This window comes from Sphingobacterium sp. MAE, from assembly GCF_056711605.1.
In genome coordinates this window covers 4,230,249-4,250,029 of sequence record NZ_CM160044.1, presented here as the reverse complement: position 1 = coordinate 4,250,029, position 19,781 = coordinate 4,230,249, and the positions used below count along the sequence as shown (strand labels likewise).

At 38.7% G+C, this 19,781-nt stretch carries 13 protein-coding genes, 2 tRNA genes and 3 rRNA genes; 13 read left to right on the top strand and 5 right to left on the bottom strand.

The features are described from left to right. Positions 1-128: 128 nt before the first annotated feature. Complete coding sequence (locus AC06G9_RS18290) at positions 129-878, top strand: helix-turn-helix domain-containing protein (protein WP_480958194.1); 750 nt, start codon at positions 129-131, stop codon at positions 876-878. Positions 879-881: 3 nt separating this feature from the next. On the opposite strand, the gene smpB is transcribed toward AC06G9_RS18290, so the two are convergent. Beyond that, positions 882-1,337 (bottom strand): SsrA-binding protein SmpB, encoded by a 456-nt coding sequence (smpB, locus tag AC06G9_RS18285; protein WP_045752951.1) that lies wholly within the window; start codon positions 1,335-1,337, stop codon positions 882-884. Positions 1,338-1,730: 393 nt separating this feature from the next. On the opposite strand from smpB, the gene spt reads away from it, so the two are divergent. The 10 genes from spt to rrf all read left to right on the top strand — a co-directional run bounded on the left by spt (position 1,731) and on the right by rrf (position 12,623). Further along, a complete protein-coding gene (spt, locus tag AC06G9_RS18280; protein WP_045752950.1) occupies positions 1,731-2,930 on the top strand; it encodes a serine palmitoyltransferase in 1,200 nt (399 codons plus the stop codon). Positions 2,931-2,939: 9 nt separating this feature from the next. Beyond that, a complete protein-coding gene (locus tag AC06G9_RS18275) occupies positions 2,940-4,064 on the top strand; it encodes a hypothetical protein (protein WP_045752949.1) in 1,125 nt (374 codons plus the stop codon). Continuing rightward, positions 4,061-5,056 (top strand): NAD-dependent epimerase/dehydratase family protein, encoded by a 996-nt coding sequence (locus tag AC06G9_RS18270; RefSeq protein WP_248755688.1) that lies wholly within the window; start codon positions 4,061-4,063, stop codon positions 5,054-5,056. The genes AC06G9_RS18275 and AC06G9_RS18270 overlap by 4 nt, the downstream gene beginning before the upstream one ends. Positions 5,057-5,065: 9 nt before the next feature. After that, entirely contained in the window at positions 5,066-5,755 is a 690-nt protein-coding gene (locus AC06G9_RS18265; protein WP_045752947.1) for a CDP-alcohol phosphatidyltransferase family protein, read from the top strand. A gap of 3 nt (positions 5,756-5,758) precedes the next feature. Next, positions 5,759-6,145 (top strand): GtrA family protein, encoded by a 387-nt coding sequence (locus tag AC06G9_RS18260; RefSeq protein WP_045752946.1) that lies wholly within the window; start codon positions 5,759-5,761, stop codon positions 6,143-6,145. A 1,322-nt stretch (positions 6,146-7,467) separates the two neighbouring features. Beyond that, positions 7,468-8,997 (top strand): 16S ribosomal RNA (locus AC06G9_RS18255). Between the two features lie 129 nt (positions 8,998-9,126). Beyond that, positions 9,127-9,203, top strand: a tRNA-Ile gene (locus AC06G9_RS18250). A gap of 10 nt (positions 9,204-9,213) precedes the next feature. After that, a tRNA-Ala gene (locus tag AC06G9_RS18245) sits at positions 9,214-9,287 on the top strand. Between the two features lie 225 nt (positions 9,288-9,512). Next, a 23S ribosomal RNA gene (locus AC06G9_RS18240) occupies positions 9,513-12,401 on the top strand. 110 nt (positions 12,402-12,511) lie between these two features. Further along, positions 12,512-12,623: ribosomal RNA gene (rrf, locus tag AC06G9_RS18235) — 5S ribosomal RNA — on the top strand. Together the 16S, 23S and 5S rRNA genes with 2 tRNA genes alongside form the textbook arrangement of a ribosomal RNA operon. A gap of 992 nt (positions 12,624-13,615) precedes the next feature. Here the strand turns inward: rrf and AC06G9_RS18230 are convergent. Beyond that, positions 13,616-14,641: a LacI family DNA-binding transcriptional regulator gene (locus AC06G9_RS18230; RefSeq protein WP_045752132.1), complete on the bottom strand. Its 1,026-nt coding sequence runs from the start codon at positions 14,639-14,641 to the stop codon at positions 13,616-13,618. 114 nt (positions 14,642-14,755) lie between these two features. Between AC06G9_RS18230 and mnmL the strand changes: the two genes are divergently transcribed. Then, positions 14,756-15,703: a tRNA modification radical SAM protein MnmL/YtqA gene (gene mnmL / locus AC06G9_RS18225; protein WP_045752131.1), complete on the top strand. Its 948-nt coding sequence runs from the start codon at positions 14,756-14,758 to the stop codon at positions 15,701-15,703. A 29-nt stretch (positions 15,704-15,732) separates the two neighbouring features. Here mnmL and AC06G9_RS18220 read toward each other — a convergent pair whose 3' ends face one another. Both AC06G9_RS18220 and AC06G9_RS18215 read right to left on the bottom strand, forming a co-directional pair. After that, positions 15,733-16,203, bottom strand: coding sequence for a nucleoside triphosphate pyrophosphohydrolase family protein (locus tag AC06G9_RS18220; protein ID WP_248755689.1), 471 nt, complete (start codon positions 16,201-16,203; stop codon positions 15,733-15,735). 104 nt (positions 16,204-16,307) lie between these two features. Continuing rightward, complete coding sequence (locus AC06G9_RS18215) at positions 16,308-18,029, bottom strand: pseudouridine synthase (protein WP_260948325.1); 1,722 nt, start codon at positions 18,027-18,029, stop codon at positions 16,308-16,310. Positions 18,030-18,387: 358 nt separating this feature from the next. Between AC06G9_RS18215 and AC06G9_RS18210 the strand changes: the two genes are divergently transcribed. Continuing rightward, entirely contained in the window at positions 18,388-19,083 is a 696-nt protein-coding gene (locus AC06G9_RS18210) for a lytic transglycosylase domain-containing protein (protein ID WP_248755691.1), read from the top strand. A 43-nt stretch (positions 19,084-19,126) separates the two neighbouring features. Here AC06G9_RS18210 and lolA1 read toward each other — a convergent pair whose 3' ends face one another. Next, positions 19,127-19,780 carry an outer membrane lipoprotein periplasmic chaperone LolA1 gene (gene lolA1, locus AC06G9_RS18205; protein WP_045753248.1) on the bottom strand — a complete coding sequence of 218 codons (654 nt, stop codon included), beginning with the start codon at positions 19,778-19,780 and terminating at the stop codon, positions 19,127-19,129. Between the last annotated feature and the right edge of the window lies 1 nt (position 19,781).

The following is a 19,781-nucleotide window of genomic DNA, read 5'->3' as shown; positions in this document are numbered from 1 at the left end:
ATTTTCATCGCGTCATGAACTTTCTACGCTGGTAGAGAATAGGAGAGCGTTTACTTTAGAAAAATCTAGAATTAAACGTATTTGAGACTTATCAAAGATCTGAGAAAGTTGCTTTACAATTTGATGATCTGGTGATTATCAATATGATTCATGGAAAAAAAATTATGCACCTCCAGCAACGAGATTCCTTTGAATATTTACCTGGTCAGACCATGATATTGCCTGCATACAGTAAAATGCAGATCGATTTTCCAGAAGCTACTTTTACAGCTCCTACACAATGTACCGCTTTGACAATAAGTAAAGCGAAGATAGATGAAGTGATTAACCATCTTAATGAGCATTATCCAAAAGCAAATGCAGTAATGGATTGGAAATTAGACTTAAACTTGTTTCATCTGTATAACACTCCAGAATTGACGGATTTGATTAATAAATTATTCCAAACCATCACTAGTGATAATCCGTTGAAAGATGCCCTAGCTGATCTTACCTTTCGTGAACTTGTTATCCGTTTACTTCAAACGCAATCGTTACTGTCTCTTGATATTGGTAAGACAAAAAATAATACAGCTTTAGAGCAGATCCGAAATTATATACATGCCCACCTTTCCGAATCCATTACAGTGGAAGTCTTAGAAAAGCAGGCAAATATGAGTAAGTCTAGTTTATTTCGCCTTTTTAAAAACGAATTGGGGATTACACCAATAGAATACATTATCAGGACACGTATTCAGCAGGCAAAGAGTTTGTTACGGAAAACAAAAAGCGTTAAAGAGACTTGTTTTCGTGTTGGATTTAATGATGTCAATTATTTTGTTCGTCTCTTTAAAAATAGAGTAGGTATAACACCTGGAGCTTATATCATATGCGGGTAGGCACTATCTTTTTAGCGCTCGATCCAGCTCTCTTTTGCCTTCTCTGTCTTTGATGGTATCACGTTTATCAAAGTCTTTTTTACCTTGCGCTAAAGCTATTTCCACTTTAGCAAAACCTCTAGGACTGATGAAAATACGTAGCGGAACGATAGTAAAACCTTTTTCCTCTCCTTTCAATCTTAATTTTTTCAATTCTCTCTTTGTCAATAACAATTGACGATCACGCTTTGCCTCGTGATTGTAAAACGATCCATGCGAATACTCTGCGATATGCATGTTTCTTAGATAAAGACCGTCATGAAAAAAATTGCAAAAACTATCATTGATATTTGCTTTTCCTTCTCGAATTGATTTGATTTCTGTGCCAAGCAGTCTAATTCCAGCGACATATCTGTCAAGCAAATGGTATTCAAACGATGCCCTTTTATTTTTTATATTGATATCTGATGATATTGCCATAATTTCTTAATATATTTATTCCCATTCCATTTCCAAATACAAACCCAGCTAAGTTTGTGATATGTAAAGCCACGGAAAAGCAAATATAAATATTATAATGGTGTTTTTTTTAGCATTGTTATTTTTTGGATTTTAATTTAAGTGTTAAATTAAAATTATTTTTACGATATTTATATGTGAAAAATATGACTAACATTAAGTGAAAGTCAGGTTTTGTTTTCGTATGTTTGCATCGTTTTTGATTTAATATTGTATTTCACGCAGTATTTAGGAAGTCATTTTGTATTAATCTATTTGGAAGTAGGAATTGAAAGTGCTGATGATGAAGCTGATATTTTGGTAATCATTGCAGTCAAAAACAATTATAAAATTTAAGAAATACCTTTTAATCGCATGAGTAAAGGAAAATTAGGCGAGAGAATATCGCAATTTAAAATCGTTAGTGAGTTAAAAGCTAAAGGCTTATATGCTTATTTTAGACCCATTCAGTCGAGACAAGATACCGAAGTAAAAATTGATGGCAAACGTGTTTTGATGTTTGGTTCTAATTCTTATTTAGGATTAACGACGGATGAACGTATTATCAAAGCTTCTCAAGATGCATTAGCAAAATATGGAACCGGTTGTGCTGGATCTCGTTTTTTAAATGGTACTTTAGATATTCATGTGGAGCTTGAAGAGAAATTGTCGGCTTATGTGGGGAAAGAGTCAACTATTTTATTCAGTACGGGTTTTCAATCAAATTTAGGACCATTATCATGTCTTACGGGACGTAACGATTATATCTTATTGGATGAACGCGATCATGCTTCCATTATTGATGGAAGTAGATTGTCTTTTTCTAAAGTGATCAAGTATGCGCACAACGATATGAACGATCTGCGTGCAAAAATAGCTAGATTACCAGAAGAAAGTGGCAAATTGATCGCAACAGATGGTATCTTCAGTATGGAAGGGGATATCGTTAACTTACCAGAATTAATAAAAATTGCAGACGAGTTTGATGCGACAGTAATGGTCGATGATGCACATAGTTTAGGTGTGATCGGAGAAAAGGGAGCTGGTACAGCGTCACATTTTGGACTAACTGATAGCGCCGATTTGATTATGGGTACCTTCAGTAAATCATTTGCTTCATTGGGCGGATTTGTTTCTGGAGATGCTGATGTTATTGAATACTTGAAGCACTCTGCACGCTCGGTCATGTTTAGCGCTAGTATGACTCCAGCTTCTGTTGCTTCGACATTGAAAGCTTTGGAGATCATTCAAGCAGAGCCTCAACATATTGAAAAATTGTGGGCAAATACAAATTACGCTAAAAAATTATTATTAGAAAGTGGTTTTGATTTGGGTGCGACAGAGAGCCCGATTTTACCAATTTTTATTAGAAATAACGAAAAGACATTCTGGGTAACTAAAATGCTTCAAGACGATGGTGTTTTTGTCAATCCAGTAGTTTCACCTGCTGTTCCTGCGGAAGAATCTTTGATTCGTTTCTCACTAATGGCAACACATAGCTTCGATCAAATTGATGAAGCGATCGAGAAGATGGTTAAAGTCTTCAAATTAGCAGATGTTGAATCATTAATCTAAGTGTCTATTATGATACAGGTTATCCCCGTTGAAACTAAGAAACAGAAACGGTTATATATAGATTTTCCGCATACTTTATATGCGGAAAATCCTTATTATGTACCAGAGCTATATCTTGCTCAGTATGATTTGCTAACTCCTGGCAAGCATCCCTTTTACAAACATTCCTCAACACAATTATTTTTAGCGTACAAAGATCAGAAATTGGTCGGTCGTATTGCTGCAATTTGGAATGTGAATCACAATGCCTTTAACCAAGTGCAGGAAGGTCAGTGGGGATTTTTTGATTCCATAAACGATCAAGAAGTTGCAAATGCTTTATTTCAAGCTGCAAAAGATTGGGTAAAAGCTAAAGGTGGAACGAATATCGTCGGTCCAATTAATTTAACGACCAATGATACCTGCGGTTTATTGGTGGAAGGATTTGATAGTCCTCCTGTAGCCATGATGCCTTATAATTTTGCTTACTATCCAGATCTGGTAACAAATGCCGGTTTCCAAAAGAAAATTGATTTGCGTGCTTATCTGGTGATGGAAAATAAAGCAAGTAAACGATCTGTTCTTCTGCTGGAAAAACTAGAAGAGCGGTTAAATCGTTCCGGAATTAAGATCCGTCAAATGAATTTGAAGGATTTTAAAAATGAAACAGAGCGAATCAGAGAGATTTATAATAAGGCGTGGGATAAAAACTTAGGTTTTGTGCCCTTTACGGAAGATGAATTTAATTACGCAGCTAAAGAAATGAAAATGATTGTTGATCCTAGATATGCTTTGTTGGCAGAAAAGGATGGTAAAGTCATTGGATTTGCTTTAGGTATTCCAGATATCAACCAAATTTTAATTAAAATCAAGCGCGGAAGATTATTACCTACCGGGATTTTCAAATTATTATTTGGATTGAAAAAGGTAAATCTGATTCGTGTTCTGATGCTTGGGGTACTGGATGAGTACCGTAAATTAGGAATTGAAGCCTGCCTTTATGGTAGCATAATTAAAAATTCTGGAGACGGATTTACCGTTAAAGGAGCAGAATGCTCATGGATGCTTGATACTAATTATATGATGAATCATGCTATCGAGCAAATCAATGGAGAATTGTACAAACGCTATCGTCTGTACGAGCAAGCGCTATGAGAAAAAAAATCTTAATCACAGGCGCAAGTGGTTTTGTCGGTTATCATCTCGTTCAAGCTGCCTATGAGGCAGGCTTGGAAGTGCATGCAGCCGTTAGGAAAACCAGTGATGTCAGTGAAATAAAGTCTTTTGTTGATCAATTTGTTTATCCTGATTTTAAAAATAAGGATTCATTATTGGAACTGTTAGAGCTAGAGCAATATGCCTATATTGTTCATGCAGCTGCAATGACAAGAGCAAAGAACGAATTAGATCTTGTTGAGGTAAATGTTGGGTATAGCGAATGCTTGGCAGACGCAGTCTTTGAATCCAATATACCGCTTGAACGATTTGTTTTTATTAGTAGTCTCGCAGCGATCGGACCAGTGGCTTATGACGCACCTGCGATCAATGAGCAAAATGATTATCACCCTGTAACAGCATATGGCCGTAGTAAAGTCCTGGCTGAAAAGATGCTTGATAAATATGTTGACAATAAACTTTCCATTATCCGTCCTACTGCAGTATATGGACCCAAAGAGAAAGATCTTTTTGTGTTGTTTAAAACATTAAATACGGGTTTAGATGCTTATATTGGAAAATCACCTCAAAAATTAACTTTTGTTTTTGTAAAAGATCTCGTTAATGCTATTCTGAATGCATGCTTTTTAGATAAAGGCGGCAAGAAAGTTTATAATATTACCGATGGCTTAGTGTATGACCGTTATGAAATGGCAACAATTTTTAAAAAATATACTGCTAAGTCCCTATATAGATTACACCTTCCACTTCGCTTGGTTAGAGGTGTGGCTCAAGCAATGGATCTCGCATATAAAAAATCCAAATCAATACCGGTATTGTATCCGGAAAGATTAAATGAATTGACAGCCGCTAGTTGGGCATGTGATATCAGTTCATCAATAAAAAATATTCAATATAAACCTATTTATGATTTGGATGCTGGCTTGAAAGTTACAATTCAATGGTATCGTGATCATAAATGGTTAAAATAACAAAGAGAGATGAGTGGTCAAAAAATAAACAAAAAACTTTTTCAAGATAGAAAGAGAACAAATATATTGAGTAATCCAGAACAGAAATTTATTTCGTATTTAGTTCCGCGTATTCCAAATTGGATTTCATCCGATGGACTAACAGCAATTGGTTTGTTTGGTTCCTTAATGATTATGGTAAGTTTTATCCTAGCGCAATATTGGGATATTAATTATTTATTATTAGGTATAGTAGGTTTTTTTATTCAGTGGTTCGGTGATTCACTTGATGGTAGAATTGCTTTTTATAGAAATAAGTCTCGTAAATGGTATGGATTTTCTTTAGATATTGTCATGGATTGGATTAGTACGGTGATGATCGGACTGGGATATGTATTCTATGCTAAAGGTAATTTTGAATTAACTGGTTTTGTTTTGGTGGCTTTGTATGGTTGGGCGATGATTTTATCCTTGCTGCGCTATAAGGTAACCGACAAATATACAATAGATGCAGGTATCGTTGGACCAACAGAAATCCGCGTTATTATTTGTCTTGTATTGCTGGTTGAGGTATTCTTCGTAGGTGCCATCCATTATTTAGTGATGGGAATCTGTGCTATTCTTTTTGTTATCAATGCTATTGATACTAAAAAATTACTGGATTTAGGAGATATCAGAGATGCTGAAGAGAAAAAAACGAAAGAGCCTGAAAACGTTTAACATATGAATGCAAAACTAAAAGAATTCTTTAGAGCGCAATTATCAGCTTTTGTAGGTGGTCTTTCAGATTTTGGCATTTATACTTTCTGCTATAAAGTACTCAGTATTTCGCCCGCATTTTCAAATGTAATTAGTGGCTCTTTAGGAGCGGTCGTTAATTTTGTAATCAACCGTTACTGGTCTTTCAATAATACTTCGGCCCCACTTGGAAAACAGCTCGGTAAATTTGTAATCGTAGTTGCTGGAAGTATACTCCTAAAGTCACTTGGCATTTATCTGTTGGATGACAGATTACATTTACATCCTTTGCTATCAAAAGTGATTGTGGAGATTATTGTTTCGTTAGGATTCAATTATACGCTTCAACGCTTTTGGGTTTTTAAAAAGTAGCGGTAAAAGAATTAATCCATATTAGGATTGTCAGGTCATCTCAGAAGAGATGACCTTTTTTATTCCCTTTTACTATAAAAAAATAAATGTTTTCGATAGCTATGCATTTTTTATAAAAATGATCGCTCATCAAATAGTTTTATGTGATATAGATCGAGTATTCATTTAAGGGATCATTAGAACTGGATTAGGGCAATTATGCTGCTTTTTTTTAATGAAAGTCGGAGAGGATAAATTTTTAGTCTGCTAAAAGGAAAAGGGTTTAATAAAATGTATGATAAATCTTATACTTTAAGTAGACGTGTTAACATGCAAGTATTTTATCTAAGGGAGAGTAGTGATGTGAAATGGATATCTGATTGCTACCAACTACATATCAAATTCTGACCAACTTCGTATTTAATACCGGTATAGTAGGGGGATAACAGGGGGTTTATAGGGGGTTAGTAGGGGTCTACCCCTACTAACCCCCTATAAACCCTAAGTAATGTCTGGTGTATTCCCCATTTAATAGTGAAGTTGGTATGTAGTTGGTCAGAATTTGTCTTTAAGATCTGGTATATATTGAAAAGTAACGGAGTATCGAGTAACGCAGTGATTTAGTGACGGAGTAAAGCAGTAACATAAAAGGGTAACGCAGTGATCGAGTAACTAGGTAACATAGTAACGGAGTGACGAAGTAACCAAGTAACGCAGTATTTGTGTGAAGAACCCATATATGGACAGGTGACGGGCGTGTCCGCACACAGATGGCCCCAGACCAACTAACAATGTGATCCATAGCAAAAGTTAATCCATATCCGACCCAGCATGATCATCAGGCGGCATCCAGATAAATTATCGGTCACATTTCTAGCCCTTTACCGTGCCGCGGTAAACTATTTCCGGAAAACATTAGGAAGTGAAGGATAAAAGTTCCTATCTTTGCACCACTCCGCAAGGGAGGAACGGCTGATCCGAGAGGGGAAGCACTGAAAAAAGAAGGGTTTAATTTAGTTTAAACGCAGAAACGAAAGGAAAACAAAAAAAATAAATTTTCACATTTATTTTGGAGATACCAAAAAGATTTCTACCTTTGCAGTCCCAACGGAAACGAAGGGAAACAAACAAGACCGATACCGGCGCAATGCCGACATCATATAAAGCCGAAGCGAGATGCGGGAGCGAAGAAAGTTCTTTAAAAATATAATCATGTAACGTAACGAGTAGTGTTGAGAAACAACGAAAGTTAAAAAAATCAACCTGTTCAATTTTAGAATTAGAAATAAAAATACAAGACAATTCTATTTATTATAAATAGTCTTGATCTTACACTTCATTTTACAATGGAGAGTTTGATCCTGGCTCAGGATGAACGCTAGCGGCAGGCCTAATACATGCAAGTCGGACGGGATTGAGATTAAAGCTTGCTTTGATTTCATGAGAGTGGCGCACGGGTGCGTAACGCGTGAGCAACCTACCCATATCAGGGGGATAGCCTCTCGAAAGAGAGATTAACACCGCATAACATCATTTACCGGCATCGGATTATGATCAAATATTTATAGGATATGGATGGGCTCGCGTGACATTAGCTAGTTGGAGGGGTAACGGCCCACCAAGGCTACGATGTCTAGGGGCTCTGAGAGGAGAATCCCCCACACTGGTACTGAGACACGGACCAGACTCCTACGGGAGGCAGCAGTAAGGAATATTGGTCAATGGAGGGAACTCTGAACCAGCCATGCCGCGTGCAGGATGACTGCCCTATGGGTTGTAAACTGCTTTTGTCAGGGAATAAACCTTTCCACGTGTGGGAAGCTGAATGTACCTGAAGAATAAGGATCGGCTAACTCCGTGCCAGCAGCCGCGGTAATACGGAGGATCCAAGCGTTATCCGGATTTATTGGGTTTAAAGGGTGCGTAGGCGGTCCTATAAGTCAGTGGTGAAAGACGGCAGCTTAACTGTCGCAGTGCCTTTGATACTGTAGGACTTGAATCTATTTGAAGTGGGCGGAATAAGACAAGTAGCGGTGAAATGCATAGATATGTCTTAGAACTCCGATTGCGAAGGCAGCTCACTAAGTTAGTATTGACGCTGATGCACGAAAGCGTGGGGATCAAACAGGATTAGATACCCTGGTAGTCCACGCCCTAAACGATGATAACTCGATGTTTGCGATACACAGTAAGCGTCCAAGCGAAAGCGTTAAGTTATCCACCTGGGGAGTACGGTCGCAAGATTGAAACTCAAAGGAATTGACGGGGGCCCGCACAAGCGGAGGAGCATGTGGTTTAATTCGATGATACGCGAGGAACCTTACCCGGGCTTGAAAGTTAGTGAATGATCCAGAGACGGATCAGTCCTTCGGGACACGAAACTAGGTGCTGCATGGCTGTCGTCAGCTCGTGCCGTGAGGTGTTGGGTTAAGTCCCGCAACGAGCGCAACCCCTATGTTTAGTTGCCAGCACATTAAGGTGGGGACTCTAAACAGACTGCCAGCGTAAGCTGTGAGGAAGGTGGGGACGACGTCAAGTCATCATGGCCCTTACGTCCGGGGCTACACACGTGCTACAATGGATGGTACAGCGGGCAGCTACATAGCAATATGGTGCTAATCTCTAAAAGCCATTCACAGTTCGGATTGAGGTCTGCAACTCGACCTCATGAAGTTGGATTCGCTAGTAATCGCGTATCAGCAATGACGCGGTGAATACGTTCCCGGGCCTTGTACACACCGCCCGTCAAGCCATGAAAGTTGGGGGTACCTAAAGCATGTAACCGCAAGGAGCGTGTTAGGGTAAAACCGATAATTGGGGCTAAGTCGTAACAAGGTAGCCGTACCGGAAGGTGCGGCTGGAATACCTCCTTTCTAGAGCATTCAGGATTGAAGCTCGTTACGTACACACATGGTTTATATAAGAAACAAACAAGAGACAAAACATTTGAAGAAATGTGCCCATCCCTGATTGGATGGTCCAGAGAGATAGAAAGATAAGCTAGTCCCGTAGCTCAGTTGGTTAGAGCACTACACTGATAATGTAGGGGTCAGCAGTTCAAATCTGCTCGGGACTACCATTAACAACACGGGGAATTAGCTCAGCTGGCTAGAGCACCTGCCTTGCACGCAGGGGGTCATCGGTTCGACTCCGATATTCTCCACAGGTATCCGCGCCGTATAAGATATTTACGGCATATTAAGCGGAAACAAAGAGTTCTTTGACATATTGAAAGAAAAAAAATTACAAGAGAAGACAACAGTAGAGACAATACTGTGGTGTGTTTGATGTATTATGAAGACCCTCGGTCAAGGCCGAACGGATTAATGCGTAGCACCATGGTTATATATCAAAAAGCAACCCATAGTAGCAAAAGGGCTATGAGGTGAAGAAAGTAAATAAGGGCACACGGGGGATGCCTAGGCTCTCAGAGGCGATGAAGGACGTGATAAGCTGCGATAAGCTTCGGGGATTAGCAAATGTGAGATTGATCCGAAGATTTCCGAATGGGGCAACCTAGCATACTGAAGGTATGCTGTAAAATACGCGAACGCGCTGAACTGAAACATCTAAGTAGGCGTAGGAGAAGAAAATAATAATGATTTCCCAAGTAGTGGCGAGCGAACGGGAAAGAGCCCAAACCAACTTTGTTACGGCATGGTTGGGGTTGTAGGGCTGCGAAGTGGCATTAGCAAACAGAAGTGGAATGGGATGGGAAGCCCAGCGATACACGGTGATAGCCCTGTACACGTATAGAATGCTAGCCTAGCAGTACCCTGAGTACCGCGGGGTCGGAGACGCCCTGTGGGAATCTGTCAGCACCATCTGATAAGGCTAAATACTCCTGAGAGACCGATAGTGAACTAGTACCGTGAGGGAAAGGTGAAAAGAACCTCGAACAGAGGAGTGAAAAGAACCTGAAACCGTGTGCTTACAAGCGGTCGGAGCTGGCAGGTCCAGTGACGGCGTGCCTTTTGCATAATGAGCCTACGAGTTACTCTTGTCTGGCAAGGTTAAGTGGTTCAGCCACGTATCCGAAGCGAAAGCGAGTCTTAATAGGGCGCATAGTCAGATGAGGTAGACGCGAAACCTTGTGATCTACCCTTGGGCAGGTTGAAGTTGCAGTAACATGTAATGGAGGACCGAACCGATAAACGTTGAAAAGTTTCCGGATGACCTGAGGGTAGGGGTGAAAGGCTAATCAAACTGGGAAATAGCTCGTACTCCCCGAAATGTTTTTAGGAACAGCGTCGGCATGGAGTCTTATAGAGGTAGAGCTACCGATTGGGTGCGGGGGAGTCAAATCCTACCAAATCCAGACGAACTCCGAATGCTATAAGATATGGCCGGCAGTGAGGCTTTGGGTGCTAAGGTCCAAGGCCGAGAGGGAAAGAACCCAGACCATCAGCTAAGGTCCCTAAATATACGCTAAGTTGAACTAACGAGGTCCGATTGCCTAGACAGCTAGGATGTTGGCTTGGAAGCAGCCATTCATTTAAAGAGTGCGTAACAGCTCACTAGTCGAGCGATCGGGCGTGGATAATAAACGGGCATCAAGTGTATTACCGAAGCTATGGATTCATACTGAAATATGTATGTCTGGTAGGGGAGCATTCTATTTACGGCGAAGCGGTCTGGTAATGGTCCGTGGAGTGGATAGAAAAGCAAATGTAGGCATAAGTAACGATAAGGCGGGTGAGAAACCCGCCCACCGAAAGACTAAGGTTTCCTGATCAACGCTAATCGGATCAGGGTTAGTCGGGGCCTAAGGCGCATCCGAAGGGAGCAAGCCGATGGACAACTGGTTAATATTCCAGTACTTTTTATAACTGCGATGTGGTGACGGAGTAGTGACACTGCCGCGAACTGACGGAATAGTTCGTTGAAAGGCGTAGGTATAGGGACGGTAGGCAAATCCGCCGACCCTGCTGAAACCCAATAGTACAGCAAAGCTTCGGCGGCGCTGATAGAGCAGGTAAACAGACTTCCAAGAAAACCCGCTAAGCTTCAGGTTATAAAAACCCGTACCGTAAACCGACACAGGTAGTCGAGGAGAGAATCCTAAGGTGCTCGAGTGAATCATGGCTAAGGAACTCGGCAAAATGGCCCTGTAACTTCGGGAGAAGGGGCGCTTCCTCCAGCAATGGAGAAGCCGCAGTGAAAAGGCCCAGGCGACTGTTTAACAAAAACATATGGCTTTGCAAAATCGAAAGATGAAGTATAAGGCCTGACACCTGCCCGGTGCTGGAAGGTTAAGAGGGGATGTCATCGCAAGAGAAGCATTGAATCGAAGCCCCAGTAAACGGCGGCCGTAACTATAACGGTCCTAAGGTAGCGAAATTCCTTGTCGGGTAAGTTCCGACCTGCACGAATGGTGTAACGATCTGGGCGCTGTCTCAGCCATGAGCTCGGTGAAATTGTGGTATCGGTGAAGACGCCGATTACCCGCAACGGGACGGAAAGACCCCATGCACCTTCACTATAGCTTAACATTGGAATTGGGTACAGGATGTGTAGGATAGGCGGGAGATGTTGAAGTGGCTTCGCCAGGAGTCATGGAATCAACCTTGAAATACCGCCCTTTCTGTATTCGGTTTCTAACTCGGTCATGCCGAGGACATTGTTTGGTGGGTAGTTTGACTGGGGTGGTCGCCTCCAAAAAGGTAACGGAGGCTTTCAAAGGTAAGCTCAGTACGCTTGGTAACCGTACGAGGAGTGCAATGGCATAAGCTTGCTTGACTGTGAGACCAACAAGTCGAACAGGGTCGAAAGACGGACATAGTGATCCGGTGGTTCTGTATGGAAGGGCCATCGCTCAAAGGATAAAAGGTACGCTGGGGATAACAGGCTGATCTCCCCCAAGAGCTCATATCGACGGGGAGGTTTGGCACCTCGATGTCGGCTCGTCACATCCTGGGGCTGGAGAAGGTCCCAAGGGTTGGGCTGTTCGCCCATTAAAGTGGCACGCGAGCTGGGTTCAGAACGTCGCGAGACAGTTCGGTCCCTATCTGTTGTGGGCGTTGGAAGTTTGAGTGGATCTGTCCTTAGTACGAGAGGACCGGGATGGACTGACCGCTGGTAAACCAGTTATGCCGCCAGGTGTACGGCTGGGTAGCTACGTCGGGAATAGATAAGCGCTGAAAGCATCTAAGTGCGAAACTAGCCACGAGATGAGACTTCCTTATAGGGCCGTAGTAGACTACTACGTTGATAGGTTGCAGGTGTAAAGGTAGAGATATCATAGCTGAGCAATACTAATCACCCGAAGCTTTCTCAAGCAACGCAGACACTGTTGTCTTCCTCTTTTAGTTTTTCTTTCAATTGTCTATAGATTAGTGTGTTGGATGGGATATGTTATATTTCATCTGTATGACTAATAAAAACATTTTAGGTGCCTATATCGGCGGTGTCTACCTCTTCCCATTCCGAACAGAGCAGTCAAGCCCGCCAGAGCCGATGGTATTGCCGTAACAGGTGGGAGAGTAGGTCGGTGCCTTTTTTTATACAGAAGCCCTTGCTAAGCAGCAGGGGCTTTTTTGTGCGTTAAACTTTTTCTGTCCTTCGGATGCAGCATAGCCCAATCTCATTGCTTTAGAACAAGCCATTCCGCTGCTGCAGTATAATCAATACCACTGACGCAGCAATTAACAATCCTGCTGCCGCAGATAACCCCTTTCACAGCCAAAGATATCGACTTGCTACGGCAGTACTGCAGACGCAGCACACTTACATTTCTTCTCCTTCATGTCCGACCTGGTTCCGGATATGGCTATTGGCGGCACGGTTCCACTTCAAGCTCATCCTCCATATCCACGGCAGGCAACTCCTGCTTTTGAAATACGCTTAAAGCCCACCCCGTGAACTACTCTAAAACTGGTTTTCTGTATTCAGTTTGTAAGCGATGTGGTTTCCTTTTGAATGGATCTATATGAGCGGTGCTGCTAAGATCTTTGTTTGCCACTAAACTTTCCTCAAATAGAAATCAATAAATTACTAGTGATGAAGTTTTAATATTTATTTTATGAGTTTTATAAACTGCTTTATAACGAGAGGTTTACGTATTAATATCCTTATTATTAGTGTTTTCCTTTCTTTTGGTATAGTATTTGGCTAAAGAAAGGAAAGAATATTTTATTTATGAGAGCAAAAATTGCATTTTTTTTGGGAGGATTAATATTGTTAATATCAGCTAGTTCTTGTGTGGGATATTATCACGATCACGGACCTAGGCATCCACATGGACACTATAAGAAAGGTCATAATAAGCATTATAAAAAAGAACACAAGAAGCATAACAGGGGCCACGGTAAGCATCGAGGAAGACATTAATTGTTGGGTGATCATAGATTATGATCACCTTTTTTATTATCTTTTGAATATCCTCCTGGATTAATTTATTACTTGTTGGACTATAACTCTATTTATAAAGCTCCTTTTGAAGTATGATGACCATCATCTACCATGAGATGATTCCAAGAATTTGAATAATCATTATATCGATTCTCGGATTGTAATGTCAGCATCTAATTCGATCGTTTCATAAACAATCTCTCTTTTTTTTAATCGATATTCTAAAATATGGATCATTTTTTCGAAAGCGATTTTTCCAATATTTTTTGCAGGTTGAGAGATACACGTGAGTGGTGGATTGAATGAAAATGCATAGTTTGTATTTGAGAATCCAATCAAAGCAATCTCTTCTGGAATTTTAATTTTCTGTTGCGCTAATAATCCTATTGTGCGATTTGTCAATAGATCGGTAGCCGTAAAAATTGCGTCAGGAAGGTGCTGTTCTTTTTCTAATTCTTTTAATTTAGATAGAATTTGCTGTTCTACGATTTGAATCTGGGATAGATCACAGCGTAAAAGAAGAGTCTCATCGAAAATTATTTTGTTCTGTTTTAAGGCTTCTTGAAAACCGATGAGCCTTTCATTGGTAACACCATTAGTAAGTCCCGTGATATGCAAAATATTACGATAATTTCGATCAATAAGTTCCTGTGTTGCTCTTTTGGCAGCTTTCTTATTGTCTATTCCAATTTGAAATGTATTGAAACTGTTATTGATACGATCAAATATAACAATAGGGCAATCGCTATGATGTAACTGTTCTAGATAATTTAAGTTTGCTCGATCAGATACCGGTGAAATCAATATGCCATCTACCCCTTTGGAATAAAGAATATCAATGCATTTCTTTTCAATTGACGGATTTTCTCTGCTTTGCATAATAATAATATTATACTGTTGAAACAGTGACGATTCTTCAATTCCTTCTAAAATTTGAGAAAAGAATGAATTGCTTATTGTTGAAACAATGACACCGATAATGTTTGTTTTACCAGTTTTTAAACTTCTTGCTAGTGCATTATATTGATAATTATGTTCATGTGCATAGGCAACGATTTTCTCTTTTGTCTCTTTCTTGATCTCATGGCTATCGGAGAGTGCTTTGGAAATCGTAGGGACTGATAAGTTTAGCGCTTTTGCAATATCTTTAAGAGTTAATCTTTTCATAATTTCCTAATGTAACTCATAAAGATAATAAATTGTGTAAAGATTAGTCTATTAGAAGCCATATATTATAATTGAAATAATTAAAACCTCTGAATTCTTTCTATCTTTGCATTTATGAGTACATTATTAGACATAGGACAAAAACCATATCATCATTATGGATCTTATTTAAAAAAGAAATATGATGGTCTGCGTGTGTATAAAGTCATTGTAGATGGCAATTTTACTTGCCCTAATCGTGATGGAAGTAAGGGGTATGGTGGCTGTTCGTACTGTAATGTGGATTCATTTACTCCCGAATCAGCTCGTAAATTGCCGACTATTCGTGAACAGGTAGAAGAAGGTATCAAACGTGCTAGAGAAGGTTATCGTGCAGATAAATTTATTATTTATTTTCAACCTAATACCAATACTTATGCTCCTGCACATTTTTTAAAGGCGATGTATGATGAGGCATTAGCTGTTTGTCCAGAGGATACAGTGGGGTTATCTGTAGGTACACGTCCTGATTGTATTGATTTTGAAAAAGTGGCTCTTTTGGAGAGTTACTGCGATCGTTATGATGTTGATTTGGAGATGGGCATGGAATCAATTTACGATGAAACTTTGGATAGAATCAATCGTGGCTGTTCACATGAGGAATTGCAAGTGGCTTTGAAATTAGTGGAAAATAGTCCATTAGAAATTTGTGTGCATACTATTTTTGGCTTCCCTTGGGAATCTAAAGAGATGATGTTGAAATATGCTGATGAAATCAATAAACATCCGCAGATCAAATTTGTGAAGCTGCATCATTTACATATTGTAGAAGGATCCATTATGGGCGTTCAATATAAACGGGAACCTTTCCATGTTTTTTCTATTGATGAATATTGTGACTTTTTAGCGGAGTTTATTCCATTATTGCGTCCGGATATTGTCATCCAAAGATTATTTGGGTTGGCTGATCAAGAGTTATTGATTGCTCCAAATTGGGGGATGAAAAAATCAGCGATTCAGTCGTATATTGATAAAGCACTTGAACGAAAAGAGGCCATACAGGGTTCTCAATATAGGGGATAAAAAAAGGTTTGCTAATAGCAAACCTTTTTTTATTTTTCTATGATTGATTTTAGATCTGCTGGAGAATAATTGATTGATTTTAATGTTTTGTTATCCTCTGTTCTGAATACTAAAAACAAGCCATCTACTTCTTTGTAGTAACTGTCTACATCTTTTGTATTTTTATAGTGGTCTATAGTGGCTTCTGCTTCTTCTATCGATTGACAAGCTTTACTCATATTGGAGCGTTGAACTTCTTCAAATAACTCATTAAACTTATCTTTTAGACCAAATTCTAGAACGGCACCTGCCAATACATACTGGATATCACATAATGCATCTGCTACTTCTACAAGATCGTTATTTTGAATAGCTTCTTCCAATTCTTTCAATTCTTCTGCAATCAGAGATACGCGTAGTGCACTGCGTTTCTCACTTGGAATTGTTGGTTTTTCTAATATCGGATGTTGGAAAACTTTATGAAATTCAGCTACGGATGTTAATGTTTTTGGATCAGTCATGTTATATTTTATTTGTTGCTAAATTATGTAATATTATCTAATTTAAAAATTAGGTGTAATAAAAAAGCAGCTGTGAAGCTGCTTTCTGTATAAAGGAGTAATAATTAAATTAAATGCTTCAATTGAACTAATTCTCGCTCTTCAATATATCTCCAACGACCTCTAGGTAAATCCTTTTTAGTCAAATTGGCATAAACAACGCGATCTAGTTTTACGACTTCATAGCCTAATGATTCAAAAATACGTCTTACAATACGATTTTTACCACTATGGATCTGTACGCCAATTTCTTTTTTACTTCCACCTATTACGTAGCTCAGGTCATCCGGTTTTACAAAACCATCTTCCAGCTCAAGACCGAATACAATTTTATTGAAGTCACCTTGAGTTAAACTTTTATTAAGTTCTACGTTATAGATTTTACTGATATTATTGCGAGGATGCGAAAGCTTTTCTGCTAAATTACCATCATTTGTCATCAACAATAAACCTGTTGTATTTCTATCTAAACGACCGACAGGGTAAATACGTTCTTTTGTTGCTTTTGATACTAATTCCATTACAGTGTGACGTTCTTGCGGATCATCAGTTGTAGTGATATAATCTTTTGGTTTATTTAATAAAACATAAACCATTTTCTCACGTTTCAGACGTTCACCGTTATATTTGATGTCATCTTTTGCAGGATCTACTTTAGCCCCTAATTCAGTGACAGCTTCACCATTTACGCTCACAACACCTGCTGCAATCAATTCATCTGCTTTTCTTCTGGAACATACCCCAGAATTAGCGATATAGCGATTTAAACGAATTAAGCCGTCATTTTGAGATGAAGATTTAGCACGCTGAGGTCTTTCAGAGCTTCTTCTTTCTGTAGATCCTTCTTTACGATCTTCTTCACTATTGAATTTTTTATAAGAAGATTTGTATTGTCTATCTGATTTATCCCTAGCAGGACGCTTAAAGTCTGTCTGTTCTCCTTCAGATTTTTGAAAAGATCTACCTTCTTTATTAAAAGGTTTGTCAAAACTTCTTTTTCTATCTGAGTTTTCACCGTCTTTTTTGAAAGGTCTATCACCTCCAAAAGATCTACCTTCTTTATTGAAAGGTTTGTCAAAACTTCTTTTTCTATCTGAGCTTTCACCATCTCTCTTGAAAGGTCTATCGCCTCCAAAAGATCTACCTTCTTTATTGAAAGGTTTGTCAAAACTTCTTTTTCTATCTGAGCTTTCACCGTCTTTTTGGAAAGGTCTATCGCCTCCAAAAGATCTACCTTCTTTATTAAAAGGTTTATCAAAACTTCTTTTTCTATCTGAGCTTTCACCATCTCTTTTGAAAGGTCTATCGCCTCCAAAAGATCTACCTTCTTTATTAAAAGGTTTGTCAAAACTTCTTTTTCTATCTGAGCTTTCACCGTCTCTTTTGAAAGGTCTATCGCCTCCAAAAGATCTACCTTCTTTATTAAAAGGTTTGTCAAAACTTCTTTTTCTATCTGAGCTTTCACCATCTCTCTTGAAAGGTCTATCGCCTCCAAAAGATTTACCTTCTTTGTTAAAAGGTTTGTCAAAACTTCTTTTTCTATCCGAGTTTTCTCCATTAAATTTTTTGAAAGGTCTATCACCTCCAAAAGATTTTTTGTCGTTACTATATGGTCTGTCTGTGTTATCTTTATTGCCGAATGATGAACTTCTCGGTCTTTTACTATCTTTGAAATTAGATGATCTATCATCTTTTGAACGATCACCTCTTGGTTTGAAGTTTTCTGAGGTACTTCTTGAGTTTTTGGAGTTGTCATCACGACTGTTCCGTTTATTGCTGAATGGCATCTTATTACTATAAAATAATGTGAATGGCAAAGTTAGCTATAATATTCTTTTTTTTCTAGGATTTAATTTAAATATTTTTTTTGTGGATTTAAAGTTACAAAATAATCAAGGTTAAAATAGCTTTAAACCCTGAAAATGGTAAGTGTTTGTTTTTTAAGTAAATAGTCTTTATCTTTGTAGCCTTGAATTTGTACCAAGCTATTTTTTGATCGATTTTATCGTGGATAGGGTAGCATTAAGGGAGTGAATGTTTAGAAAAAAAGTACTATGTTGTAGTCTGATTTTGTCGGCGTTAGTGTTGTCAAAATTATACTCAAACCCAAACACAATTGCTACAGGTGATGATAAGATCATTGCTATGAAAGCGCCAAGTAATCTTGCTCATGAGGAAGATGAAAAGGAAAAGAATGATAATGAAGAAAATAATCATTATTTAAGTTCATTGACATTTGCTAATGATACATTACCGATCGATCGGCCACATGTTGAAAGCAAATTGTTACGATATTTTAAAAACTTCTCTTTCAGTAAGAGAGGCTCTTACAGTCTTCATAAAAAAGCAGAGACCTATCTGCCGCAGATTGAAAAGATTTTAGCATCCTATGGTATTCCTGAAGACTTTAAGTACGTTCCATTAGTAGAAAGTGGATTGGACAGAGGAGTAGTTTCAACTAAAGGCGCTGGTGGTTATTGGCAATTTATGCCTGCAACTGCAAGACTTTATGGGTTGAAAGTAAATGGAAGTGTAGACGAGAGACGGGATTTGGTTAAATCCACTCATGCCGCAGCTAAATACATTAAATCACTTTACAAACAGTTTGGAAATTGGACTCTTGTAGCAGCTGCATATAATGTAGGTGGGGGTAGTCTTAAGGGCTCCATCAGACGCCAGAAGGAGGATAGTTATTACAATTTGAAATTGAATAATGAAACTGGATCGTATGTTTATAAATTGATCTCGATGAAGGAAATCATTGAAAACCCTCAAAAGCATGGTTATAAGCGTTATGCTAATCGGGTTGACGAAGAGGATCCAAACAAAAACATGTTATAAAAAAAGGGCTTGAATTTTTCAAGCCCTTTTTTTATGTTATTATTTATCTTAAATCTACGATTTCATATCCGCTATATTTGTTCTTATTAAAAGTAAATAGACTGTTGTCTAAGCTCTTATTTGGGGTCTGACTTTTAATCGTGTAATTATATTGACCTCCATTTTTATCATAAATGGTAGCATCGTGAATCAACTTTGTTGATTTATTAATGCGAAGTTTGATTTTAGTATAATTCTTTTTCGTATCAGTTGGCGTTAACTGGACGACATTAAGTACTGTAGTCCCAGCTTTTTCATTACCAACTAAGGTATATTTAAAACCTGTTTTATAAAAGCTGAAAATATTGCTTGGATCTATCGCATCTGTATTCTTTTCTATTTCGGCTATTTGAACTTCTTTTTCATCTTTCAATATGGTGTGCAAATTTTTACTGTCTGATATCAAATCTTGACTGTTCATCGTAATTTGATATTTATTATTTTTTTTGTCCAAATAAAGAATTCCAGTATCTGAATAACGCCCTTTATTGGCTGCTTGAACCACTGAAAAAGAAAAGTTTGCTTGAATAGTTTGATAGCTATCATACTTTTTACTCACCTCAGCTAATAATTTTTTTGCAGCATCTTGCTGTGCAAATGCTGGCATTGCGCCTACTAATGTGATGACACCTAGTAATACGGACATTGTTTTTTTCATT